The following is a 26,239-nucleotide window of genomic DNA, read 5'->3' as shown; positions in this document are numbered from 1 at the left end:
GATCGATCCCATGCATAGACAACTATATTGGTGTCCACTAAAATTTGTTCATTGAAAATCCCCCGGCCACGTCGTTCATACAGCTTTTCTCTAAATCATGAAACTCGGATTTTTTCATCTACCAAAAAAGCGCTCTAAGGATCAGGTTTAACGATCGCTAAGAAGCACCTTTTCAAACTACATTTAGTTTTTCATAAATTCTTATCCATATTATATGTCAGTTTCGACATGCTCATTGATTGCATGGTCAGGTCTTGTAAGAGATCGCGTGTTTCACTCAGTGCAAGTTCAGCATTTTTGCTGCTGGCCTCGGTCAGAACATCCGCAACCTCGTCAGGAGCCGCATTTTTTGCCGCTTCATCGGTTTCAGCGATCTTCCCAAGAAAATTGCTGTACAGATGTTCTTTGTAATCAAGCACCTGCTTGAGGAATGCGTGGTAATGCGGCTCCACGATGACCGGGATTGTTTTATAGAGCCAGTATGCTGAAGAAAGCGAAAGTTTCATCGGCGTTACTTCATATGATTCAGGAACAGATGTAATGTTTGTATAAAAAGGCACATAGGGACTGAATGTTCCCGCGAGCGACACCCATTGAATACCGGCAACCGCATCCGGCACATCGGGACGGATTTGCAGAATATGCGAATCCTGAGTTCGATTCAATGAGATCGCGCGGAATGCGGTCCGCTCTGCTTCGCTTCCGCTGCCCAGTGGGTCAAAAGGCGTCTCTTGATAATATGAATCGAGAATATACGCGATGTCATCAACAGCTATTTTCCGGCTTGCTTTGCGCAGGAATGGCAGCTCGTTTGACATCGGGTCCTGTTCAATTTCCGGGTTCAAATATTTTTGACCATACCATACGCGCGGTGTATTGTAGTGCCGATCAAAGACATTTTGCCGTCCGAAAATGTTGCGGAAATTGATCGTGTCAAAACCTGTGTTCAAATGATATTTCTCGATAAATTCAATCAGGTGCGTCGCCAGTAAGAAATTGTCCTTATCATAGGGATCAATTTCTTGAATCGCCGTCTGATTGGCGACCACCGCATAAGAATCGTCTGGAATACGCTGAGCAACCCATTGATGACCGGTCGCAATTTCCATATACCAAACCTCTTCCTTATCAGAAAACAAAACACCGTTCGACTCTGCCGCACCGTATTTTTCCACGATCGCTCCAAGTCTCTGCACACCTTCGCGCGCCGAATTTATATAGGGCAGCACGACCGTAACCATGCAATCTTCGGCGATGCCGTTTTCAACAAGCGGATCATAGCCCAACACGCGCGGATTGCCGTAAATGCTTTCTGTCGCGCTCATACCGACGTTTTTTTCATTGATTCCGGCATCTTCAAACGTCACATAACGTTCCTCACGATCCGGAATCGCCGTATAGCGATAGCGCTCCTTTGGCAAAGTGATTGTAAAGCGGTTGCTTGGCGATACATAGGTCTCCTCTTTTTCCAGCACTTGATGCGGATGCACCGTGAACTTTTTCGGGACAAGCACTTCATAGCTGTCCCCATTCCGAGCGATCATCGTTGAACCATCGAGCGTCGCGCCTTTGCCGACCAGTACTGTTGTACACGCCGCGTGTGAATTATTCTCCATTATGCCATCCCTTTATTCGCAAAATTAAGTTGCAAGTCATTCAAGCTTACTCCTATCTTAACTCAAACGTTCCCATGTGAAAATTGCAGAGATCATCAAATCCGCCATTGATTTTACCGAGAGTGAAAAGTTCTGTAGAAAGCATGCCGAATACGCGGCCTGAGTGCGTGACACAAGAGCATGATTCCGGATCGTAAACCAACGACTAATTTACCGAAAAGGTATCTCGTTAGCAGGCCACAAAACCTAAAACTTAACATTCGGCAGCGATGCATGTTTATCGATCCGGCTGCCGCGTTGCCGCGATTAGTCTCTCGCTTTCCTGATACCCTGGCAGGGTGTGCTGAACAATCCGCAGGCAATTTTTATGATCATAGAAGTCGAAGTGATTTTTCTGACTGACTTGATTCTTATAGTAATCCGACAAGCGATCCAATGACAGAATCCGATCCAATTTTTTTGCCACTTCATCCGATAGGAAAACAACATCACCGAACAGTTCCTTGGAAAAATCAAGATAAGCGCCACGTTTCTCCAAATACTCTGCCTGATCAAATTGAAAGAAAAGGACAGGTTTGTTTAGATAATAAAAATCCCACGAGACACTGGAATAATCGGTGATCAGTAAATCACATTCCACGATCAAATCCTGAATACTCTGATCCGGTTGGCAAAAAATGATATCATCTAAATGATTGTTATTTTGTTTAAAAGTCTTAAATACCGAATGCAGAAAAGGATGCAGCATCACCTTCAGTTGATACCGATGCTGCTTAAGTACATCTGCAAGTGCACGGTCATTAAGCAACTGTGTGACCTGTTTATAAAAACAACTTTCGAAAAAGATTTGATCCGCATTCAGCCACTCGCGCCATGTCGGCATGTAAAGAATCGTTCTCGACGGCCCTTGGCTTCTTTTCATATAAAGCGCGTCATAACGCGGCATTCCTGTAACAATCAGTTTTTCCTTGGGAATGCCCCAATCGTTGTTTTTAATCACAGCCTCCTGATGTGATGAACAGATAAAGTAATTGCTGCGCCGCGTATCAAAAATAAAAAGATTTTTCTTCAGGCCGTCAATCCCATGACCGAGATACACTTTGATCAGCTTCCGATTAGAAAAACAGCTGAAATCGATCTCAGGGGCTATGTCAGACTCCAAAGAGTGCGAATAATAACAGACGCTGGCAAATGAATAGAGCAGATAATTCCAGACAGATCCCAACTGATAGACAGGACCGTCAATGCTTGCGCGAATAGCCGCGCGCTTGTTGCTAAGCCCAAAATAAACAGTATAATCCGGAAAATTCGCTCGCAAATAGTGATGCAGTGCAGCAGCATTGTCGGCGTACTTTTCACCGCAATGCCCGCCGATCAGCGCTATTTTCTTCTTTTTCAGTTGAAAATAAAAGAAAGGACTGAGCAGTTTAGCCAGAACGATAGCCGAAAAATAACGGAATATCCCTTTTCTTCTTGAAAGAAATGATCTTTTTGCCAGCATTCTGCACATCGCTCCCTTTCCGCCCTTCGCCAGCCTTCTTTCATAAATACCGTGATCAACGGATTCCTGTCAAATAAATTGCTTACAGCTTTTATTGTTCGCATCTGATACGTGCATCGACTATCAGGTTTTATTCTTTTATGATTCTGTTCTCCGATGCAATCGATGTGATGGCTTTCACTTTGCATACAGGATGTACTTCCGCAGGATGCGGTGACTTTCGCGTTGCATACAGGATGTACTTCCGCAGGATGCGGTGACTTTCGCGTTGCATACAGGATGTACTTCCGCAGGATGCGGTGACTTTCGCGTTGCATACAGGACGTATGCGTATTTAGCGAAAGTTCCTTTACAGTTAGAAAGCTCCTTGCTCCAAATGCGGTTTTGAATCATCAACCTTGGGCTTGAACAGAAAGTATTCCAGTCCGTTATTAAGTAACGAAGTAAAATAAGCGGAGATTTTCCAGTTATATCCATCATGGCACTTGTTTCATGGGTAAATAAATAAGGGTAATTTTTCTGCTTATTCAAAGAAGAATCCTCCATTTTCACGTTTTTCGATTCGATAAGCGGAATTTCTCCGTCTATTCAAGCAGTTTCTCTCATTCATTTTCTATTAAGTGGAATTTTTCCGGTTATTTCTCAGATTGGGCACTTACCTGATCGCCCGACCGAATCTTATGCCGTTGATCGTCGTACCAGCAAGGAAAAACAATAAACTTTATCTGTAAAAAAGAGGCCTACGAAAGAGCAGCCTCTTTTCAAGCTATTTTATTTCCTTCCACGTGATTTCACCACAACGGTCATCTTATGATGTGCCTTGACTCCTGCTGAGTTGGAAACGGAATAGTGCACGTTATGGATACCGGGCTTTTTTGTTTTTATTTTACCGCCTGACACCTCTAACTTACTTGTCAAGTCACCATCTTTCGGGTCAACTGCCGTGATTCCTTCTAGTGGATGAAACGTCGCGCCGTAGTCAGCATATTTTTTATCCGGTCCTGTAATCGTAGGATTGTTTCCCCAAATGCTTTCTAAATGTGAGCCGACAGCTTTTGATACGGCCACCTTCCCGTTATTTACAAAAAAGGACAGTTTGTTTGTATCGCTCGGATGATCCGGATTCGGATAAACCACTTGAGTCAAGGTCTTCTCCCCATCATTGACAAAAGCTTCAATGGATGAGGAGTCCACATACACTGTCAGTTTTATCTTGTTTGGCCTACCATCTAATATTACCTTCGTATTTTGTCTTGTGATCGCTTCCCCATCCTTTGTTCGATCGAGATAGACCGTTCGGCTGCGTGGATGATAACCGACCTCAATATATTTCGATCCGTCTTCCGACGCTCTCACTCTGAATCCGAAACGGTTCGGCGTCTGCTTTTCTTTCCACGAAAAGTCGGCACTTACCCTGTACTGCTTACCCGAAAAGTCGCGAATTGGCAGGATGGTATCCTTTTTGGCATCGGCAGTGATGATTCGGTCACCCAATCGCTCGGTGCTTTGTCCTAAACGCTTCACTTCTCTGACAGGACTTTGATTGATGGTGTACCCATTTCCGCTTCTCTCCAGTGTCAATTCTCTCGGCAACGTCATCTCGCCATGCCATGGTGACGTGTTCTGTTCCCCGACGTAGGACCAGTTCGACATCCACCCCAGCATAATTGTGCGTCCAGGTGTCTCACCAAAAATGATACCGGCATAGAAATCCTCGCCAAAATCCAGCCATTGAGGATTTTTCATCGTTTCACTTGTTTCAGGAATAAATTTCTTCCCATTAAAATTACCGACAAAGTATTGCATACCCGAGCCGCCTGCCGGAGCACCCAGCTGCACACTTAGCGACAACACCCACTTGGTTCGATTGCTTCCTTTGACCTTCATCGGAATCAGCTCTGGACATTCCCACACACCGTTCCCTACGTCGTGCTCACGCTTGATCGCCGATTGATAGGTCCAATCTTTAAGATTCGTTGACGTGAAGAGATCAACTTCCTGCCCCGAGACGAGCGGCATTACCCATTGTTTGTTTTCCGAATCATAGACCACCTTCGGATCACGAAAATTTGCCGCGTCTGCGGTCGGTACTTGAGTAGCCGGGATCACCGGATTCTGATGATTATACTTGGTAAACGTTTTGCCTCCGTCTGTACTGTAGGCCATGTTCTGTTCCTGAACCTCGCGTATGCCCAAATAATTGCCCCAGGAATCTTTACTGTAATCATCATCTCTCACGGCCACCTGATACGTACTGGTATAGTAGGCAATCAATGTATTCTTGCCGAATCCGGCAACATTGTCCTTATCCAGAATCACAGAGCCACTGAATATATGGCGTTTGCCGTTTGGATTACCGGCGTCCCAATTTGTTGTCGGCCGCCCAATGTAATGAACAGGCTTCGCGTCATCCTTCGTTTTCATCCAAAAATCAACCCACGCATTATCATCGCTTTGAGGAATAGCTACCTCCTGCTCCTTCCAATGAATGAGGTCGGTACTTGTCGCATGCCCCCAGGACATATTGCCCCATTCATTGCCGCTCGGATTGTGTTGATAAAACATATGGTAAACTCCGTTATACTTAATCAATCCGTTCGGATCATTTAGCCAATTTTGCTGTGCCGAATAATGATATTGATCTCGGTAAGCCTCTTGATAGAGTGAACCTGCCGCCTGTGCATGCGAAAACGGCGCGGGAAAAGTCATGCCGAGACTTAAAAGAAGTACTGTTCCCGCTTTCATTATTTTTCTTAAATTCAAGCGATCTCCTCCCTTTTAATTAAGCGCTTTCATTTATGTGCTGAGTAAAACCGGCCCATATCGCCCTTATCTCCCTTACATCTGCTTCCCTTTTCTCGAATACCGGCCACCCGCCCATTTTATCCATGCAAGATTCATTCCAATTAGTGTGTTTGATGATGCTTACTGTCAAAAAAGTGCATCAATAAAGGAAAAATCGGCTAAGGTCTGATTCCAGATCAATCACTAACGAATCAATTCAAAACACTGCCTCGAAAAAAAAACACACCAATTATTCAAATAGCAGGCAAATGGTACACTATCCCATACAAAACAAAACAGTAAAAAAAAGAAAAAGCCTTTAAATACACCAGACTCTTTCTTAAACACATCATAGTCAACTCATCGCTGTTTCCACAAAGCTTAAGTTAAAGGAATTCCACGGACAGCCACAGGCGTCGAAAACACAATCTGCGTATTGGTCTTCCCAAAGCGCTGCAGCTCATTAATAAACGAATCAAGCAGTTCCGTACTTTCGAAAATAACTTTGATCAGCATTGCAAATTCACCGGAAACACAGTCACATTCAAGTACATTGGGAATCTTCTCGATATAATTATAGAATGCCTGTTTATCGTTCGGTTCAACCTTCAAATTGATATATGCCTTGATGTGATACCCCATTTTCTTGTAATCAATCAACGCATAGTAATTTTTAATCATTCCTTGTTTCTCCATCTGATGAATACGCGCCGATATGGTCGGCGACGAAATAAAGCACTCATTTGCCAGTGCTTTAATCGATACACGTGCATTTTGTTGCAGTCGATTCAGTATTTTGCGATCAATCGCATCCATTCGAGAAGACTCAACCCCTTCTTATGATCCTTACCCGAATTTATTATATGAGCGAATTAAAAAGAAAGCAAAATTCATAGTCAGATTTTATGACATCAATTCGTTATTTTGTTAATTTATTTGACACTAAATATTATTTCGTTAAATTAATTGTCCATGAATTTTTTTATTCAAGGAGTTCGCGTGCAAGTATAGCAATCTCACTGTTTTTCAACTATTTTAAACATGCAGGATGACATGAATTGGAGGAATGAGTTCGTGAGAATCGAAAAAGATGCGCTTGGTACGAAGCAAGTCCCTGAATTCGCCTATTATGGGATACACTCACTGCGGGCAAGGGAGAATTTTGATGTAACATCGGAAAGACTTGATGTCGAACTGATTAACGGACTGGCGCAGATCAAAAAAGCGGCCGCACTTGTTAATTATGAAGCAGGGAAACTAACCAAGGAAAAGAAAGCCGCGATCACACGTGCTTGCGATGAAATCTTGGATCGGCAATTCGACGCTCATTTTATTGTCCCGCCGATTCAAGGAAGCGCGGGAACGTCCATTAATATGAATGCAAATGAAGTCATCGCTAATCGAGCGATTGAATGGCTGGGCGCACGCAAAGGTGACTACTGCCTCGTCCATCCGAACGATGATGTGAACAAGTGTCAGTCAACAAATGACGTGTTCCCGTCCGCAAGCAAGCTGGCACTTCTGCAGCTGACCCGTCTGCTCTCTTTTGAAATTGAGGATTTACTGAGCAGCCTGCTCCGCAAAGCAGATGCTTTGGAAAATGTTATTAAACTTGGGCGCACGCAATTGCAAGACGCGCTGCCGACAACAGTTGGCAGTACCTTCAAGGCATTTGCCGCAGCACTTGGCCGCCATTTAACGGAATTCACGCGCAGCCGCGAAGCCTTAAAGACGTTGAATCTCGGCGGCACAGCGATCGGCACTTCCGTCAACGCTTCTGCCTATTATGTCGATCATATTGTTCCTAAACTGAGTCAGCTGACAGGCGAAGACTTGTGGCAAGCGGATAATTTGATTGATGCGACGCAAAATGTCGACGCGTTCGTTCGGCTCTCTCACAGCTACAAGCTGCTCTCCATTACTTTGTCAAAAATGGCCAATGACCTGCGGCTGCTCTCAAGCGGTCCCCAGTTCGGATTTAATGAACTGAGTCTGCCGAAAAAGCAAGCCGGGTCATCCATTATGCCTGGAAAAGTGAATCCGGTCATTCCCGAACTCGTCAATCAAGTGGCCTTCCAAGTCATCGGCTACGACACAACCATCACCATGGCGGCTGAAGCCGGTCAGTTGGAGCTGAACGCATTTGAACCGATTATCGTTCGCAATCTCATCGTCTCGACACATTTGCTGCAAAAAACACTGCACACATTCCGAGTCAACTGCATCGACGACATTCAGGCAAACGAAGAAAGATGCCTGAGTCAAGCGGAAAACTGTTCGGTTTTGGCGACTGCTCTCGTTCCTTTTATTGGATACAACAAAACATGTGAACTGGTGAACCACTCCATGCAAACCGGAATACCAATTAAAACGATCGTCAGCGAAATGCCACTTGCCCCGGCAAACGTATTGGAATTGCTAAGCCCTAAAAAGCTTGTTCATTTATACGATCAGCGCACCATGATCAATTAAATGATTATGGCGCGTCACTTTTCTAGAGACACTTCTGTTTTGTTCCTCAAGACAGGAGTGTTTGCTAAGCACCGTTCGTTGCACGATTAGCATTGCGGCTTCCTATTGAGCAACCTTTTTTCAAGCCAAAATGAAAGGGACCTTTAGTCATGTATGATCTTCCAACGAATCATACCTGCCCAAGGTCCTCTTTTTTATCGGCCGCCCGATCTTTAGTTCTGCGTGCTGCGCAGGAGCTCGGTTTCATCCCAACGAATTTCATGGCCTTCAATAACCACCCCGAACTCGGGTTTTGCGCGTTCTGCTTAGATATAATCATCAAGCACATCGGCGAGAATCGCCTTCGGATCCCGTTCGAACGGATCACCGTAACCGCCGCCACATGGACCGACAATCTCTAATGTTTCACCGGGATGTGTTTTCTTGTACGGCACTTTAGATGGAAGCGACAATTCGTCGCCTTTATTATTTTTAAAAATCAGCTTGCTTGGTGTACGTCATGTCCTCCGTTAAAAGCCCAAGGAGCGTATTTTTGCCCTTCACCTTCGACGGAAAATCCGCCTTCATCTGTAAATTCGATATCACGAATTGGACCGACACCGCCGCGAAATTTTCCGGACGCCGCGGCGTCATCAGGAAATTCATAGCGTGTGACACTCAATGGCTGATTCGATTCAAGATCTTCATCAGGATCCGTACTTTTCAGCATCTCCGACTTGTCGAATTTTCCTGATATAATTCTGGAACACATCATAGCCGGATCAAAGCGGGCAACCTCCAACGCCGCAATAACCCCCAGCACACCGTCAAACCGTCCGCCTCTTTTAACAGAATCCAAATGCGAACCCATGACGAACGGCGGCTGATCTTCGCTTTCCCCCATGGTGGCGTAGATATTGGCCACGTCGTCAACTTTGACCGTCATTCCAAGTTCCTCGCAACATGAAATGAGGTAAGTTCGCGCCCTGATATCCTCCTTCGAGAGCGACAAACGCGTCACACCATTATGATCCGTACGGCCAAAATCAGCAAACCGTTCAATCGTCTTCTTCAATCGTTCCGCATTGACAAGTACCTTTTGTTCCTGCATGAACAACCACCTCCCTAGCAATCAGAATCTTCTATGCAGAACACCATGATGAATAAATGACATTTCTCATTAAAAAAAATATCTTTCATTTTGAGAAAACTGCTGTTCTCAATCATGGAGTCATCAGCTTTTGATCTGAAAAAAGATACTCCTTTTCAAACATGGCAAGTGCTGATTCAAACAGATCCATCGCTTCATTAATTTGCTCTGCCGTAATGATCAGTGGCGGCGCAATGATGACACTGGACTCGTGAGAATAAGTATAGAAACCTTGGTTCAGAAGTAGACCAACAAATTTCTTCATCAAGCCGACCGTATCCTTGCCATAATCCATGCCGTAAGCAATGATCGGCTCCTTCGTCTGCTTATCCTTAACAAGCTCAACCGCCGCAAATAAGCCGATATGCCGGACATCACCGACCGAGACAAAGCGCGCCTTGAGCTGCTCCAACCGCTCCGCCAGCACATCCCCCATTTCTGCCGCATGTTCAACCAAGTGCTCGTCCTTATAAATATCCAGTGTCGCGCAGCCAATCTGAGTAGATACGGTGTGTCCACTATAAGTCAATCCGGTCATCAGTACATGACCATCAAAATAATCGGCAATGGCCTGACTAACAATCACACCACCAAGTGGACTGTAGCCGCAAGTGACACCTTTCGCAAATGTCATGATATCCGGTTTGATGTCAAAATGCTCAACCGCAAACATTTTTCCTGTGCGTCCAAAACCCGCCATAACCTCGTCGCAGATCATCAAAATCCCGTATTTAGTGCACAACTCGCGAACGCCTTCCATATAACCTTTGGGCGGAATCAGCACGCCATTGCTTCCCGGAATGGTCTCCATAAAGATCGCAGCAATCGAATCCGGACCTTCATAAAGAATTTGGCTGTTCAGCCGATCCACGTAAAAAGCTGCCGCCGCTTCCTCACTGTCAAAATGTATTGATTCACGATAAAGATAAGGGGTCTCGAATTTGATAAACCCCGGCAATCCCGGCTCAACAGTGAACCTGCGATTCTCACCGGAAAGATTGCCAGCCCCAAAGGTCGCTCCATGGTAGGATCGATAGCGGGAGAATATTTTATATCGCCCGGTGACCATGCGTGCAATTTTCACTGCGTGATCATTTGAATCCGCACCGGCGTTAGCAAAGAAGACTTTCGCCATATTTTTTGGCGCCACCTCAATGATCTTCCGAGCCAGTTCCGCCTTTGAAGCAGTCGCAAATCCCGGCGAGGAAAGTGGAACTTCACCAATGTGCTTGAACTCCTCCATCAGCCTCGGATGATTGTGACCGACATTCAAGTAAACGAGTTGCGAACACATGTCGTAATGCTTCTTGCCCGCATCATCCCAGAAGAAGATACCGCTTGCTTTCTTAATGATCTTAGGATCGACGTCTTTCTGTTTGGACCAGGAATGCAAGACATACAACTGATCGTCCTCTTTGATTTGCCGGTCTTCAATCGGTTTCATAACCCGCCATCTCCAATCATTTTTCTGAATTAATATAATATAATGATATACCTATCTATATCGAATACAATGAACATTCAGCTAAAAAATAATGTGCATCTGCACAAGGCAAATACACATTACTTAATCATATCTTCAATCATAAATGCCAACTGCAAATTAGTTTTCACAAAGGGATGACAAAGATCCGCACCAAGAATCGCCTCGATCTTTTTCACCTTATAGAGAACGGTATTGCGGTGGATAAATTCCTTGCGTGCGATTTGTGACGTTCGCCCGTCCTCCTCAAGAAAGACTCGCAAAAAATGAACGAGATCCGTTTCATGCAGACGATCATAGCGATACAGGGCACCTAAATATTTCTGGCAGAAATCTTCAATCACGCGGTGTTCCTGTACATCCATAATAATGCGATATGCCCCTAATTCATTGTATTCATAGATTTGCAGATTCGGATGACGCTTCGTGAGTCGAAGTACCATCAACGCTTCATGATAACTCTTCATGACTTTTGTTAACGTGTATTCATTTCCCCTGCCAAGAGACAACGGGCTCGTACCAAGTTGTGACGCATATCCATTTCTAATGGTTTGCATGAGGGAAACAAGCGGCAGATCTGATCCACGTATTTGAACAACAAGGAAGATCAGCTGATGGTCATGATGGGTGGATAGGAGCAGTCGATATTTTCGCGAAAGCGTTGTTTCGACAACATAACCGATTGAGGAAGAAGGGGGCTTTTTTGGATCAAAGGAACATACAATAATTGAAAATAATTGGTCGGTTTTGATGCCCAGCTGATCAAGTTCTTTATACACATGGGCATAATCGGGAGTGTCATGAAATAAGAGTTCGTTCAGCGCGTGCTTTGAGCGGGTTTGGTTCTGCTCCGCCGAAGCAAGAAATTGAACCGTGATTTTTACAAAATCCGCGACCCGGTATGCCCACGGCATGTCAAAGATCGGAAATTGATGCGCATTTGCAAATTCCCGCACTTGTTCCGGAATACGGGGAATATAAGGACCGACATTTAGAACCACACCGGATGCCTTATGCTCGTAGACATTGACAACCATCGACATAAGTCTTTGCTCATCTTTTTCCATATTAATGCCCGTCGTCACAAGCAGCTCGCCTTCTTTAAAAAAATCGAAAAGACTGTCACTCTCCATAACGTTCACACCGGAAATCAAACGATTCATCCCCTCTTTACCGGCAACAAGGCGAATCGATTCCAGTTCAGGCAACGCAAATAAATGGTTAAGTGTACTCATCACATAACCTCCTCGTATCCAAAACAATTAGAAAACAAATAATCAAATCATACGATTGCCAAAGATTATTGGAGCTAAGAAGAAAACATTCTCAGAGTTATTTAAAAATTGACACATATTAATAGTATCACTATATAATTAACCCATCACTCTGTCCAATAAGAAACAGAGAACCGTCCCACTCCCCAAATTGGTTGTCATGAAGTAAAAACAGGCGAATCAATTGCGCGCAAAGCCTGTAGAAAGAGCCCTTCCGACAATGTCTCTGCCAAGAGAGCTCTTTTGAATGAGCATAAATGATCCGATCAATATTTCAGTAATTCAAAACGCAGTGTATAGCCGAAAAATTTTCCATAAATAGTTTATGATCCGCGCCTGCTTAACCGCCCAGCCGATATCAGTTGCGTACTGGTGCAATGCCAATTGGGTATTTGCCGGATTCCAGCGCATTTTATACAGTGTATCCTGATGGTAAGCCGCATTGTTGATATAGCTTTGCGCGATAAATTTTGCGCCGCCGAGGATCGCCGCTTCCGGAGTAAACCAACCTTGCTTTGCCGCAAAATCTGCACCCACTTGATTCGGATTGTCATCCGTAGCGCCGATGCCGAACATGTTATAGACTACGTGCTGCTGACCGTCCGTTCCGGCACCCTGCAATTGTCCGGTCGCAAGCGGGGACGCGCCGTTGCCCGTTTCAAGCAGCGCATGCGCGATCAGATGGATTTCATTGATAGGCTGATCGCTTGCCGCCTGAATGAATGTCGCCGCTTTTCCCGCAAGAATACCTTTCCCATTTAATATATTGGTGTTTATCTCATCCGCATTGACACTGGTCGCCGTTGAGAGATTCAGAATTGGTTACAGGCCTGTCTTCACTCCCTCATTACAAAAAAGCAGACCAAAAATCGGCCTGCTTCCTTAATTGAGATTCGCTTAAAAACTTCCGATAACCACTGTATCCAACGATTTCAGAATTTCCACAGTCAAATTCACAGCAGATACAAAATCCTCATAAGCTACATAACAATACGGAGTATGAGCATAACGTACCGGAACACTGATCACAACGGTTGGCGCGCCTTGATATAAATTAATCACTGCGCCATCATTTCCGCCGCCTGTGCGCACGGAACGCTGCGTTCTGATCCCGTTCTCCTTCGCAATATCCAGACAAAACTGTTGAAAGCGCGGATTGACAATGATCGACTTGTCAAAATCACGCAGCATCGGTCCACGTTTCAGTCCGGTCTGGATCATATAATCCGGCATGACGGTATCAGCCGCCGGTGCACCTTCAAAAACAATTGAGACATCAGGACTGATTTTCTTTACAGCAACCTGAGCGCCACGCTCCCCGACTTCCTCCTGAGCAGATAATGACGCCACGACATCCACATTTAGAGCCGTTCCGTCCAGTTCACGGAGCACCTCAGTCATGACTGCCGTCCCAATGCGATTATCAAATGCTTTTCCAAGCATCAAATCCTTATCCTTGAGAAACTCAAAAGTTACATCAGGTACGACAGGCGCACCAACATCAATTTTAAAATCACGCACTGCCTCCTCAGCAGAAGTTGCCCCGACGTCAATCACCATATCGGCGACCTGAGGCAGACGGTTACGCTCTTCAGCGGTCATAAAATGCGGCGGCGTGCTGGCAATAATCGCCGGAATATACACGCCTTCTCGGTTGCGCACTCGCACCTTATGCGCCGGAATATTTGCCCGAACCCAGCCGCCGACCGTCACAAAGCGCAACATTCCGTTCGGTTTGATCGCTTGAATCATAAAACCAACCTCGTCACTGTGCGCGTCTAACTGAACGACCAGACTGTTTCCCGAATTTTCCTTTCGTTTCACATACACATTGCGCATATGATCCGCAACAACTTTGCCGAACGGTCGCACCGCCGCAGAAAATAAACCGGTAACCTCATCTTCAAAACCTGAAACACCATTTGCATTGGATAATTTCTCAATCAATCTCAATGACTGCTCTTTGTCCATAATTTAGCTCCTCACCATAACTTTTGCCCTTTCATTATAGTACATGGCTGACGAGTATATGAGCATGGACTCTCATTCATCACTCACAATGATTCTTACAGCATCTGAACCTTTTGCTTTTAGCAATATATTATCAATTTTTGAAAACTGCCGTTACCTAGACCAAAAGATCACTATAATAGAGCTTATAAAAAGATTCAAGATACAGATCCTGTTCATTGCCGCCTTCCAAACGAATCCGACGCAGAAGCAGTTCTTTAAAAGAACTGCCGCCAAACTGACTGACATGCTGCTCCGCCGATTGGACCTTCAAATCGAATGTTTCACGAATCGTTACCGAATAATTAGGGTCCTCTGCGTTAAACAGATAGGTTTCTTGTGGTTTTGAAGGTTCAATTCCTTCTTCCAGATGCTCGGGGTAGTAGCAGAAACCATCTGCCAAATAACCAGCCTCGGAGGCAACACGGCCAATGGTCATATGATCAGAGTGAACATCATATTTTTTAAAGGGATCAAAAGTAAACAAAAGATCCGGCTGCTCCAATCTAATTTTCCGAAACACCCTCTCTTTGAGTTCTGCTTCTTCAGCAAACAGAGTTCCATCGGAGAAATTCAGCCAGCTGATGTTAACCCCGAGAACATTAGCTGCCCGTCCCATTTCTTTCTGACGGATCGCTGTTACTTGTTCAGGTGTTTGCGTCCGGTCATGTGTTCCTTTATCACCATTTGTAGCAATCACAACCAGAACCTTATTTCCTTCTCGCACCAACTTGGCTAACGTGCCGCTTATAAACGTCTCGTCATCCGGATGCGCGATAAAGACAATCGCTTTTTTTCCCCTGACTCCCATGTTATCCCTTCTCGTATTAAATGAATAAATGCCTGCTGTTACTTAACTATTTATTGACTTGACTGTCAGCTGTATTCTACTGACCGATCAATAGGTCTTTGATCTGATCTTTTTCAAAATTTATCTTCATTCTTGAGAAAAAGAAACAGCATTGAATCTAATGCTGTTTCTTTTATAATAAGGCAGCTCTTTTGAGCATTCATATGTTTTTGCTTTATTAATTAACCGGCGCAGTATACTTCAATTGATCGCCCATGACTTCGTCTTTGAGGAACAAAGCGCATTTTTGTGCGGTTAAGGTGCAATTTACGCCGCAAAGCGGTCCGCAGACAGCATTTTGATTTTGCTGACGATTCTTCTCAATCGCGTAAAGCACTTCATGATAAGGAATCAATGGGTCAATGCCCGACAGTGCCATGTCCGCATACATAGGCGCAGTGACCGCGGCGCGAACCGTCCGGGTGAGGCAGGGAAATTCCAGTCCGCCGGGAATGGGGTCACAGGGAATACCGATGTTCGCCTGCAGGGCCATCGAAGCGGCATGTTGCACTTGTTCGCCTGTTCCTCCGGCCATCCATGTAATCGCGCCGGAAGCCATCGCGCAGCATATACCTGATTCGCCGACACATCCGGACGCACCGGAAGCATGTGCGTGAGTGAAGGCGATCGCACCCAGTCCCGCGGCAACAATCAGCCCCTCAATCAATTTTTCATGTGAAAAACCGCGCGCCTCACGTACCGCTTCAAGCGCGGAATAAAGATAGCCGCCTCCTGTTCCCATCGGTCCCGGAACGATCACGACACCGGGAATTTTCGCATTGGTCGAGTAGGCATAATCCATAATTCGCGATGTCAGTGAATCGACCAGTTGAATTGACTTATGTTTGTAACGATTCCAGTGTTTTCCATAAACCGGAAGCAGCGGTGTATCTGGAACATTCTCATATCCGAGTTCCTCAAGCGCGTGAATTTGATGGTTGAGAATGCCGGAAATTTTCTCAAAGTACGCCACAATCTTTGATTCGCTCCATCCGGAAAAATCTTTTTCATAATCAATCGCCGTCTGAACGAAACTCTGCTGCCGATTATGCGAAAGCTCAATCCATTCGTCAACCGTTCGAAACAGTTGTGGTTTACGTCCCGCTGTGGTGACAACCGGCAAAAGCGCGGGAAGAAAGAGAAAGTCCGCATTTTCAAAGAAATATTCCAGCTCTTTTTCGGGAAGAACGGATGAAAATTCAATAAAATAACCGAATTCATCCTGCTTATTTTTTAGCTGCTTCTGCGCGATGTATTCATTTTCAAAACGGTCAATCAGATCAGTCACTTGATCGGCATATTTGCCTGATGCATCTTGAACAAGCAAGCCAAAGGTATCCGCCTGCCAGTGAATCGGATAGCCATTGACTTCATAAATATTGATCATTCCGCCGCCCACGGACTCACCGATCAATTGTCCTGTCCGGCCGTCTCTGCCGATTAAATCAAACTGCACACTTCCCGGATAACCATTCTCTTCCTCCAAAGCAGTAAATTCATAAGAAATACCTTTTTCTCTGGCAAACGTATGCGCCTCAAAGAGTCGAGCATCGTCGGGAGCAAAGTCCTGCAAACCACCAAGATACCCTCGATCATCCATCATATTTCCTAAATTTCTCAAATGTCGTTTGTCACTGGGATTAAATGAAATTGCCGCACGCAAAAGCGGCGATTTTATTAGATAATGCGCGACGCGGCCAACACGGCTGGTACCGGCAAAGCTGCCGCTCGAACCCGGTTGCATGATCGGACCAAATACATCATTAAAGAAATCAGGATAAAAGAGTTTCGTCATCGTGCCGACCCCCTTCGAAATAGGCCTTGACCAGAGCGATAAACAAAGGAACAGAAGTCTCAAAAGCTTTCGGATCGACTTTGAATTTACTGTTATGAACCGGGTAAGGCGAATTCACCCCGACATTAAAGAAGGTACCCGGAATGATCTGCTGGTAGCTGGAAAAGTCCTCACCACCCATGCTCGGTTCCAAATTCACTACTTCAAAGTGATTTTCCCTTGCAACAGCTTCAACTAATCTCGTTAAGCGACCATCATTGACTACTGCCGGAGCGCCGTCCCCCCATTTAAATTCACCGGAAATTCCATTGGTGGCGGCAATCCCGCGAGTGACTTCCTGCAGCCGGGTTTTAATTTTCTCGCGCACTGCTTTGTCATAAGAGCGCACCGTTCCTTCAAGCAAAGCGCTATTTGGCAGCACGTTCCATGTCTTGCCGGATTCAATATGAGTGATGGAAACAACACTCGGCTCAAACGGACTGACATTTCGGCTGACAATTGTTTGAGCGGAGCCAATGAATTCACCGGTTGCGACAATCACATCATTGGCGCCTTCCGGATGAGCGGCATGCCCGCCTTTCCCATTGAACGTGACAAAAAAACGATCAACCGCCGCATTCAGGTTGCCTTCCTTCACCCCGATGACTCCGGTCGGAAGCTCATCGTTCACATGGAGACCGAAGATGGCTTCCACGCCGTTTAATATTCCGGTCTGTACGACTTTGTCGGCTCCATGATCCACCTCTTCAGCCGGTTGAAATATAAGTAAAACCGTTCCATTTAACTGATCTTCACTTTTCTTCAATTCCAGTGCGGTCGCCAGTAAATTGGTTAAATGAAAATCATGGCCGCAGGCGTGCATCTGATTTGGCTTCTCAGAAGAATAGGTCAAACCGGATTCCTCATGAATCGGCAGCGCGTCAATATCCGCTCGCAATGCGATCAAAGGGCCCGAATTTTTCCCACCAATCTTCGCAAAGACCCCTGTGTCCAATGGATTTGGCAAAATATCGATATCGTGCTCTTGAAGCACCGCCTTAATCTTCCGCGTCGTCTCAAATTCATGAAGCGCGAGCTCTGGATGTCGGTGAAACCAATGAAATAATGATTCCAGCGTCTGAAGCGTTTCCCTTTTTAATTCAGACTGAGTCATGCTATACCTCCTCGTAAGTCAATTTTTGCAGAAAAGCTTGCGTTCGGACGCTTTTACTGTTCTCGAAGAGATCTTTGGGATTAGAGTCTTCAACCAGTTCGCCGTGCTCAAGGAAAATAATCCGGCTTGCGACGCTCCGAACAAAGCGCATCTCATGAGAAACTAGGATCATGGTCATTCCTTGCGCGGCAATTTGCTTAATCAAATGAAGAATCTCGCCGACCCATTCCGGATCAAGCGCGCTCGTCGGCTCGTCGAAAAGCATAACTTTAGGATCAACTGCAAGCGCCCGTGCAATACCCACGCGCTGCTGCTGCCCTCCTGAGAGATTGGCCGGATAATCGTGCAGCTTGTCCCCCATGCCGACCTTTTTCAGCAAGGCTTCAGCCTTCTCCTCCGCCTCTTTTTGCTTTAGTTTTGAGACGATGACAAGGCTCTCTGTAACATTTTCAAGTACCGTCTTATTCTTGAATAGATTGTAATGTTGAAAGACCATTGAACTCTGCCCGCGCAGGCGCCTCACATCGTGTTTGCTGTATTTTGATGCGTCAATGGTGACCTCCCCCACAGTAATTCTTCCTGAATCAGGAACTTCCAGCCAATTTAGCAAGCGCAGGAGTGTCGTCTTCCCCGCGCCGCTTGGGCCAATAAGGGTCACGACCTCGCCCTGGTTGATAGTGAGATTAATATTCTTTAAGACTTGTGTTCCTTCGAAGGATTTACTCACGTTATCTAATTGAATCACTGATCGACTTTCCTTTCATAGCGCTTTGCGTGCACTTCCACTTTGGAAAGCGCAAAGGCAACGACCGCGCAGATCACCCAATAAATAATTGAAACCACGACATAAATTTCAAAGAATCGAAATGAACGCGACCCGACAATTTTTGCCTGTGCCATGAGATCAATAATGGAAATCGTAAAAACCAGCGACGTTGCTTTTATCAGCGAGATTAAGGTATTCGACAATGGTGGAATTGCGATACCGATTGCCTGCGGAATGATGACGCGCCACAGCGCCTGAAGCCGCGTCATATTCACGCTGTAGCATGCCTCAAGCTGCCCGGAATCCACCGCCAAGAGCGAGCTTCGCATCGTTTCCGACATATAAGCTCCGGCATTTATGGCCAGCGCGATGATGGCAAAAGCAATGCTGGGTACTCCGTTTACATCAAACGCAGTCCCAAATTTTTCATTAATCGCCTTTAGAAATAAGGGAATTCCGTAATAAACAAGCATGATTTGAACCAAATCAGGTGTCCCGCGAATAAATGAAATATAAGCCTTTGCTATCGGACTAAGAATTCTTATGTTTGAATACCTGATGAACGAGACAATAAACGCGATCACAAGCCCGATCACCGCAGATACAAAAGCAATGAACAAGGTTATCGGCAATGCCTTCAGAATCTCAGGAAATGATTGAATCATGAATACCGGATCGAAAATTTTTCCCATTTTTTCCTATTCCTTCAAAAGTTAATTACTCTTTTGCTGCTGCTTCCTCAGTTGTATAATCCTTACCAAGATACTTTTCAGACAACTTTTTTAAGGTTCCGTCTTTACGCAGGGATATCAGCGCTTTATCGATTAATTTTTGGTATTTACTGCCACGGTCATTTTTCACATAGAGCAAATGAATCGGACTGATCCCCAGCTCTGGAGCAGTTGTTCCATCAACCTTAATGCCTAATTTTTTCGCGGTTAAGTTCGTTGTGATGATGTTACTGATTGTCGCATCAACACGTTTGGAATCAATTTCCTGCAACGCCTTGTTAATATCTCCATCTGTGTATTTAATCGTGATCTTATTTCCGTGTTTTTTATTATATTCTTCCAACTGAGTGGTCGTAGCGGTACCTACGCCTGCAGCTACATTTTTCCCATTCAGGTCTTTCAGTGATTTAATATCGGTTCTCCCCGCCTTATAGATAATTTGCGAACTGCCATAGAGATAGGGTTCTTCTGAAAAGAGGTACTTCTTTTCACGTTCCGGATTCTTTCCGAGATTACTTGCGATAATGTCAAATTTCCCGGATTCCAAAGCGACGAAGATGCTGTCCCATGCTGTAGGAACATAGTTGAATTTGAGCGACGGAACCTTCTTATCGACCGCTCTCATCACGGCAATATCATAGCCGTCCGCTTTGCCATTCGAATCGACATAGTTGTAAGGAGGGTACGCACCTTCCGTTCCAACATTAACGGTCGTGACTTTCACCGCTTTTTTCTTATCAGATGCCGAGCTGTTCCCGCAAGCCGCTACGGTCAGCAAGAGAATAAATGCCAGCAAGGATGCAACGAATTTCTTTTTCATTATTCTTCCCCCAATTTTTGTCTATTTGCTCATTTAATAATTATTCCTATAAATTTGCTTGTATTATGCCATCGTGCATGTACCGCTCATGGTGTCCCCTCTCTCTCGTATACGTTTGCGGCAGTTCTTTTGATGAAAAATAAAAACGATTACTTTTCCTGGGTGCAAGAAAAATAATCGCCGCTGCCGTCCGGCTTTACTTTTCTTATCTCCCAGAATAATTCTGCCGGAATTAACACCATACACAGTTTCCAATGCTGGTTGTTGGGGTTCATTGGGCCGGTCCCTCCCCCGCTCTTGATAAGAATGATTTAGTTTGTGATTCGATCATACGAAAGTTCCTATGAAGAGTCAATACTTATTCATAGTATTTATATATGATTTATCATATTTTTAAATTAACGTTCATTAATTTGTAGAATAATTTGCAAAGATATTTCATTCATCATTTTGTGTTCTTCCCCCCAGATGCTTCTCATAGAGATTCATAAGTGACTGAAACATAACCTGAATACCAGTCTTGATATCTTCCCATGAGGTATACTCATCCGGATGATGACTGATACCGCCTCGACTCGGTACAAAAATCATGCCCGTATCTGTAAGTGTGCTCATTGCATTTGTATCGTGGTTCGCCCCGCTTACCATATTTATGAATGGGATGCTTAGCGATGCCGTAGCTCTATTAATTTCCAATTTAACCGAATCAGACAACGCTGCAGGATGTTTTTCGACAACTGTCTTGAATTGGTTTTGACCATTCATTAACAGCCATTCTTCAACTCTATTTTTTAAGTTCAGAACCTTCTTCCAGTTCATCCCTCTTACTTCCACAATCAATTGTACTTCTCCTGGGACAACACTGGGAGTGTTTGGAATTACTTGCAGTCTGCCAATGGTTGCTACGACTTGACTGTTTGGCTCTGCTGCCCATTCATTGACACTCTGCACCAAACGAGCCGCGAGAACAAGCGCATCGTCCCGCATCGACATTGGCGTTGTACCGGCATGAGCCGCTTTTCCATAAAGATGCACGTCCAACCGAATCATTCCTGCGATACCTTCAACAATCCCTATTTTCTGATGTGATTGTTCAAGTACCGCACCCTGTTCAATATGCATTTCAAGAAAACTGATGAAGTCGCCCTTCTTCTTACGGACACTCTCCAGATCATCCTTAGAAAAACCGAGTTGTCTGGATTTTTGTTCGAATTCCGTAGTAAACGTAACCAGTCCTGCTATAGCTCGGCTTCCAAATGTCCCACCAAGAATGTTCGCTTCCTCACCTGTAAAGCATATGAGTTCCAATGGTACATCAGGCTGAACATGTTGTTCATACAGCATATAAAGGCATTCCAAACCTGCAATTACGCCCAACGTTCCGTCAAATAGTCCGCCATCAGGAACCGTATCCAAGTGTGAGCCAAATGCAATTGAGGGTCCGGTTGTATCACCCATTCTGCCATAAACATTATGGATTCGATCCTGCTTCACACTACATTGAATTGCTTCTAATTTATGAATAAGCCACTTATGTGCAGCTTCCTCTTTGTCAGAAAATGCGAGTCTTGTATAGCCTGCCTCGACTTCAGTAAGTTCAACAATCTCTTGATACCATGCTTTGACACGGTTCATATTGACCATTAATTTTATCATATTCGTTCTCCTTGCATAAAAGGATCGTGTACTGTCTCAATTATTCTGCTGCAGATCCGGGTACAAACTTGCCATAGTTCATGTCGGCAGTAATTTTCGTTCCATCAAAAACGGTGTTCCCTCTGATGATCGTTTCAATGATCTTCCCACGCAGCTTCTTCTGATTAAATGGTGTTAATTTTGCCTGAGAGTGCAATTTCATCTCATCAATAATTGTTTGTTTTGAAGGATCAATAATCGTGAGATCGGCATCGTAACCGATTGTGATTTTTCCTTTTCCAGGTACTTGATATGCTTCAGCAGGATGCGTGGCGAGTAAATGAGCAAATTGTACAGGTGTCAGTCTTCCCGACATAACGCCGCCGTCAAACATCAATGGTATAAGAAGCTCAACTCCCGGCAGACCTGAAGGTGATTTAAAAATATTATCCTTCCCCTTTATTTTTTGTTCCAAGCTCCAAGGTGCATGATCTGACGTAATCATGTCAATTTGATTGCCTTCTAACTTCTCCCACATCTTTTGTACATCTTCCGGCTCTCGAACAGGCGGATTCATTTTCGCACGCGGGCCCTGTTCTTCTAAGTCATGAACATCTAATAGTAAATAGTGATAGCAAGTTTCACAAGTCACTTGAACTCCTTGTTTTTTAAACAGCTGAATCAGTTCAATTGAACGAGGATGGCTGACATGTACAATATGGAGCTTAGCTCCTGTCCAATAAGCAAATTCAAGCAATTTCAAAATAGCACTCGTTTCGGTCACTGGCGGACGTGTCTCCATATGCGCACGCGGATACACTTTACCTTTTTTTTGGTACTCTTCAATCATTTGATAAATAACTTCGCCATTTTCCGAATGGAATGCGGCCCGTAAATTCACTTCTTTTATTATTTTCATCGCTTTAAGAATTTCAGGGTCAGGGATTCTTGGAAATCGATAGGGATCGGTTTCGAATGTTGAGAGTTTAAACGCTACTGCCCCGGCTTTGGCCATAGGAATAATTTGATCCGTTCCATTTTTCTTCGCAATGGTCCCCCAAAGACAAATGTCGACTACTGTTTTTCCCTCAAGACGCTGAATTTTTTTCTCAAATATCTTTACATTGTTTATCGGATCAGGTCGATCATAGGGCATATCAAAAAAAGTCGTAACGCCGCCAAAAGCAGCAGCTTCACTTGTTGCAGCCACACCTTCATCCGGATTGCTGTAACAATGCACATGAGTATCAATAAATCCTGGAAAAATAAAAGAGCCATTAAAGTCCTTCACATTTTTACTGACAAGTCCATTCTGTTGATCGGTGATATGCGTGATTTTACCCTTTGAAATTCCAATCGCACCATTCATCACTTTATCAGGCAAAACAATATTCCCCTTTACCACTAAATCAAATGGTTCCATATACATCTTCCTTTCCGAATAATTTTATCAATATACGATAAATAATTATTATATTGTATAATATTATACAATATTTATTTTCATTATTAAAGCAATTTTCGATCATTTCGTTTGCTTATGTGAATTAAAAAAAGCCTGAAAGACGCCTGAGCATCTTCCAAACATTGTGTTTTTTCGTCCAAATTTCAAATAGTTTAGACGATCTTTACATTCATAACAAACTCTAATTGTTTCGTAATTTCCTTTGCTGCCTGAACTACTTTTTCGATGAACAGATTATAATTGCTCTCCTTGATTCGATTCCCGGGTCCGGCAATTGTGAGACTCGCAATTACATTGTGCTTATAATCGAAAATCGGTGCTGCAATACCAACAATTCCGGCATCAACTTCACTATTTGTTGTACTATATCCGTTTTCTCTTATTTTCTTCAGTTCATTACTAAGTATTTGCGCTTCCTGCGGATCCAGTGTGTCAAGTATCTGTTTCACGACCCGATCCGTTTCGAATGCGAGAATAGATTTACCCGAGGCACCATTCTGCATTGGAAAGGACTTGCCGTCTTCCGCAACAAAACGGACGAGAAAGGATCCCGGTATGCTTTGTATAGAGATTACGTTAACTCCTGCACGCACGAATAGGACCGCTGTCTCTTTAGTCTCTTGAACCAGTTCTTTCATATATGGTTTAGCAATAGCACTTAATTGCTGCTCTGTTTGGTTGTTTAAGCTTTTTGCCAGATCAAAAATACGGAGACCAAGTCCTATTTGTCCTTGACCTTTTCTTTCAATAATGCCGTTTCGTTCTAATGTCTGCAGTAAACGATAGGCTGAGCTTTCAGGGATCGAAACCTTTTCAGCAATATCCGTTACCGATAACGTTCCACCTGCTTCTCCCAGTACAAACAGTATATCCAACGCTCTTTCCAGTGATTGCGTTCCCTTCACAGGCAAAAATCCTCTCTTCTTCATTTAAGTGATAGCCTATTACCACATTATAATATATCTCTTTTCATGAGAAAACGCTATTCTTAATTAAAAAAAGACTGACCAGATCCGGTCAGCCTTCTATATTGTTAGGCTATATATTCCTGATATTCAGTCAGCATGCACAACTAATGAGCGAGTACGGCAAGCGTTCATTTGACCCAAGCATCCATGGTTTACCATCAACAACGATTGAATCTACTGCTTCGTTATAGAAACTGATGAGGCCTTGGATCTCATGCACTTCCGGCAAGGGCTCAGCGTAGCTCCAGACCGCATCTGTATACTGGTTCCCATTCACATTTACCGTCCAAAAAGAGGCAATCCCTTTATACGGGCATCGAGTGTGCTTTTCTGATTCGGTCAACAGCTCCATCCGGACATCCTCTCTGGGCAGATAGTATCTGGAGGTAAGTCCGGTTTCATACAGAATGACCGGACGGGTACTTTCAGCGACAACTTCACCGCCAACAATTACTTTGACACGACGAGAGCTGGGTATCGCATCAATGCGTGTATAAGGATCTCTCGCATGAACAAAGACCTCTTCCTCCTCAAGCCACGATTCAGCTTTTTCCCAGACAAATGCTACATAACCTTTTAAGAAATTACTTTCTAATTTAGGTGTAGCAAAGCCCCATGCAGCATCTTCAATAATCTGACCGTTTAAGGCTACATGCCAATAGTCTTTAATTCCAACATTCTGATCCTCTTCTTGAAATTTTGATGGTTTCAGGAATTCTGTTCGAACATCTTCCAGTGGAAAATAATAGATGGGAAGTTTCTGGATCTCCATCACAATCAGTGCACGTTTACTACTCGCAACAGTGACACCGGCAAATCGAACCCGAATCCATTTTTGACTGCGTTCAGCCCTTATTTGCCAACCTTCATAATCCTCATCTCTCAACGTCCACTGCGGATCTGCATGTAACATCATATGTCTCATTCCTTTCCTTAAACGATTTAATGCAGCTCGTGTTCATTAAATGTATCAAGTGAGGATAAATACCACGAAGGCTTTTCTTCTAACACATCATTAACAAACACTTGAACTTTCTCATTATAAAAAGAAAGCAGTCCCTTAATTTTCGACATTTCCGCAATGGGTTCTCGGTACCTCCAGACAATATCTTCATAGGTATTACCATCAATAACTGCCGACCAATAGGTAGCAATCCCTTTATATGGGCAACGCGAGCTCGTTTCCGATGGCACAAGATGCTCCATGACAACGTTTTCCTTCGGCAAATAATAGCGAACCGGAACACCAGTCTCAAAAACAATGACTGGCCGACTGCTTTCAGCGAGCGTAATACCGTCCAATACAATTCTTATATGCCGCGAACTATATAAAGCATCAATTCGCTTGTATGGGTCTCTCGGGTGAAGATATATTTCCTCCTCGCCTTCATACCATGCATCAAGCTTGTTCCAGCAAAAAGCATAATAACCTTTTATTTTTTCAATTTTTGATCCCGGATTTTGATAACACCAAACAGCATCTTCTGCCACGCAATCACCGACCTTGATGCTCCAGTAATTTGCTTCACCTCTAAGCGAACATGAATTGCTTGTTTCAGATGGAGTGAATAAATCTGTTCGTACATCATTTTCGGGAAAATAATACACCGGCAATCTTCCACGCTCATGCAGCAGCATAACTTTTTTACTATCTGCGATCGTTACTCCATTAAATGTAGCACGCACCCACCTTGGAGTTGATTCGAATAGCAACGTTTTTTTCTTGGTAGTTACCTTAGTTTTTGTCACATGAATCAAATCGGTATGGATTAAATCGGTCACACGTG

At 44.2% G+C, this 26,239-nt stretch carries 22 protein-coding genes and 1 riboswitch; of the genes, 1 reads left to right on the top strand and 21 read right to left on the bottom strand.

Translation table 11 applies throughout. From position 1 onward, the window contains the following. Positions 1-191: 191 nt before the first annotated feature. From NIE88_RS00775 to NIE88_RS00760, 4 genes are all read right to left on the bottom strand, one after another. Positions 192-1,616 carry a C69 family dipeptidase gene (locus NIE88_RS00775; RefSeq protein ID WP_253057794.1) on the bottom strand — a complete coding sequence of 475 codons (1,425 nt, stop codon included), beginning with the start codon at positions 1,614-1,616 and terminating at the stop codon, positions 192-194. A 277-nt stretch (positions 1,617-1,893) separates the two neighbouring features. Next, complete coding sequence (locus NIE88_RS00770) at positions 1,894-3,117, bottom strand: CDP-glycerol glycerophosphotransferase family protein (RefSeq protein ID WP_253057793.1); 1,224 nt, start codon at positions 3,115-3,117, stop codon at positions 1,894-1,896. 771 nt (positions 3,118-3,888) lie between these two features. Continuing rightward, positions 3,889-5,880, bottom strand: coding sequence for a GH32 C-terminal domain-containing protein (locus NIE88_RS00765; protein WP_253057792.1), 1,992 nt, complete (start codon positions 5,878-5,880; stop codon positions 3,889-3,891). Between the two features lie 402 nt (positions 5,881-6,282). After that, the gene (locus tag NIE88_RS00760) at positions 6,283-6,717 is read right to left on the bottom strand and encodes an Lrp/AsnC family transcriptional regulator (RefSeq protein ID WP_253057791.1); all 435 of its coding nucleotides are present in this window, start codon (positions 6,715-6,717) and stop codon (positions 6,283-6,285) included. Positions 6,718-6,975: 258 nt separating this feature from the next. Between NIE88_RS00760 and NIE88_RS00755 the strand changes: the two genes are divergently transcribed. After that, positions 6,976-8,373 carry an aspartate ammonia-lyase gene (locus tag NIE88_RS00755; protein WP_253057790.1) on the top strand — a complete coding sequence of 466 codons (1,398 nt, stop codon included), beginning with the start codon at positions 6,976-6,978 and terminating at the stop codon, positions 8,371-8,373. A gap of 305 nt (positions 8,374-8,678) precedes the next feature. On the opposite strand, the gene NIE88_RS00750 is transcribed toward NIE88_RS00755, so the two are convergent. The 17 genes from NIE88_RS00750 to NIE88_RS00665 all read right to left on the bottom strand — a co-directional run bounded on the left by NIE88_RS00750 (position 8,679) and on the right by NIE88_RS00665 (position 26,234). Further along, a complete protein-coding gene (locus NIE88_RS00750; RefSeq protein ID WP_253057789.1) occupies positions 8,679-8,825 on the bottom strand; it encodes a hypothetical protein in 147 nt (48 codons plus the stop codon). Between the two features lie 26 nt (positions 8,826-8,851). Next, positions 8,852-9,463, bottom strand: a complete 612-nt coding sequence (locus NIE88_RS00740) for a hydantoinase B/oxoprolinase family protein (RefSeq protein ID WP_373689383.1) — start codon at positions 9,461-9,463, stop codon at positions 8,852-8,854. 112 nt (positions 9,464-9,575) lie between these two features. Then, entirely contained in the window at positions 9,576-10,946 is a 1,371-nt protein-coding gene (locus tag NIE88_RS00735) for an aminotransferase class III-fold pyridoxal phosphate-dependent enzyme (protein ID WP_253057788.1), read from the bottom strand. Between the two features lie 119 nt (positions 10,947-11,065). Further along, complete coding sequence (locus tag NIE88_RS00730) at positions 11,066-12,220, bottom strand: PucR family transcriptional regulator (protein WP_253057787.1); 1,155 nt, start codon at positions 12,218-12,220, stop codon at positions 11,066-11,068. 321 nt (positions 12,221-12,541) lie between these two features. After that, the gene (locus tag NIE88_RS00725; RefSeq protein ID WP_373689389.1) at positions 12,542-12,979 is read right to left on the bottom strand and encodes an N-acetylglucosaminidase; all 438 of its coding nucleotides are present in this window, start codon (positions 12,977-12,979) and stop codon (positions 12,542-12,544) included. Between the two features lie 177 nt (positions 12,980-13,156). Next, positions 13,157-14,230 (bottom strand): M42 family metallopeptidase, encoded by a 1,074-nt coding sequence (locus tag NIE88_RS00720; RefSeq protein ID WP_253057786.1) that lies wholly within the window; start codon positions 14,228-14,230, stop codon positions 13,157-13,159. 157 nt (positions 14,231-14,387) lie between these two features. Next, positions 14,388-15,080 carry a PIG-L deacetylase family protein gene (locus NIE88_RS00715; protein WP_253057785.1) on the bottom strand — a complete coding sequence of 231 codons (693 nt, stop codon included), beginning with the start codon at positions 15,078-15,080 and terminating at the stop codon, positions 14,388-14,390. A gap of 217 nt (positions 15,081-15,297) precedes the next feature. Further along, a complete protein-coding gene (locus NIE88_RS00710; protein ID WP_253057784.1) occupies positions 15,298-16,914 on the bottom strand; it encodes an L-serine ammonia-lyase, iron-sulfur-dependent, subunit alpha in 1,617 nt (538 codons plus the stop codon). Further along, entirely contained in the window at positions 16,892-18,067 is a 1,176-nt protein-coding gene (locus tag NIE88_RS00705; RefSeq protein ID WP_253057783.1) for an amidohydrolase, read from the bottom strand. Before NIE88_RS00705 ends, NIE88_RS00710 begins: the two co-directional genes overlap by 23 nt. Position 18,068: 1 nt before the next feature. Continuing rightward, entirely contained in the window at positions 18,069-18,812 is a 744-nt protein-coding gene (locus NIE88_RS00700) for an amino acid ABC transporter ATP-binding protein (RefSeq protein WP_253057782.1), read from the bottom strand. Next, positions 18,809-19,525 carry an amino acid ABC transporter permease gene (locus tag NIE88_RS00695; protein WP_253057781.1) on the bottom strand — a complete coding sequence of 239 codons (717 nt, stop codon included), beginning with the start codon at positions 19,523-19,525 and terminating at the stop codon, positions 18,809-18,811. The genes NIE88_RS00700 and NIE88_RS00695 overlap by 4 nt, the downstream gene beginning before the upstream one ends. A 25-nt stretch (positions 19,526-19,550) precedes the next feature. Then, positions 19,551-20,384, bottom strand: coding sequence for a transporter substrate-binding domain-containing protein (locus NIE88_RS00690; protein WP_253057780.1), 834 nt, complete (start codon positions 20,382-20,384; stop codon positions 19,551-19,553). Positions 20,385-20,586: 202 nt separating this feature from the next. Next, a riboswitch (SAM riboswitch) is annotated at positions 20,587-20,691 on the bottom strand. Between the two features lie 131 nt (positions 20,692-20,822). Then, a complete protein-coding gene (locus NIE88_RS00685; protein WP_253057779.1) occupies positions 20,823-22,040 on the bottom strand; it encodes a hydantoinase/carbamoylase family amidase in 1,218 nt (405 codons plus the stop codon). A 40-nt stretch (positions 22,041-22,080) separates the two neighbouring features. Further along, entirely contained in the window at positions 22,081-23,442 is a 1,362-nt protein-coding gene (locus tag NIE88_RS00680; RefSeq protein WP_253057778.1) for a hydantoin-5-propionate amidohydrolase, read from the bottom strand. 194 nt (positions 23,443-23,636) lie between these two features. After that, positions 23,637-24,389 carry an IclR family transcriptional regulator gene (locus NIE88_RS00675; RefSeq protein ID WP_253057777.1) on the bottom strand — a complete coding sequence of 251 codons (753 nt, stop codon included), beginning with the start codon at positions 24,387-24,389 and terminating at the stop codon, positions 23,637-23,639. 154 nt (positions 24,390-24,543) lie between these two features. Next, positions 24,544-25,368, bottom strand: coding sequence for a DUF427 domain-containing protein (locus NIE88_RS00670; RefSeq protein WP_253057776.1), 825 nt, complete (start codon positions 25,366-25,368; stop codon positions 24,544-24,546). Positions 25,369-25,394: 26 nt separating this feature from the next. Beyond that, complete coding sequence (locus NIE88_RS00665) at positions 25,395-26,234, bottom strand: DUF427 domain-containing protein (RefSeq protein WP_253057775.1); 840 nt, start codon at positions 26,232-26,234, stop codon at positions 25,395-25,397. Positions 26,235-26,239: the final 5 nt, after the last annotated feature.

It is taken from the genome of Sporolactobacillus shoreicorticis (assembly GCF_024125445.1).
In the GTDB taxonomy this organism is placed as follows: Bacteria; Bacillota; Bacilli; order Bacillales; family Sporolactobacillaceae; genus Sporolactobacillus; species Sporolactobacillus shoreicorticis.
The sequence above is the reverse complement of the archived record's forward strand: the minus strand, read 5'-3'. Positions and strand labels throughout refer to the sequence as shown.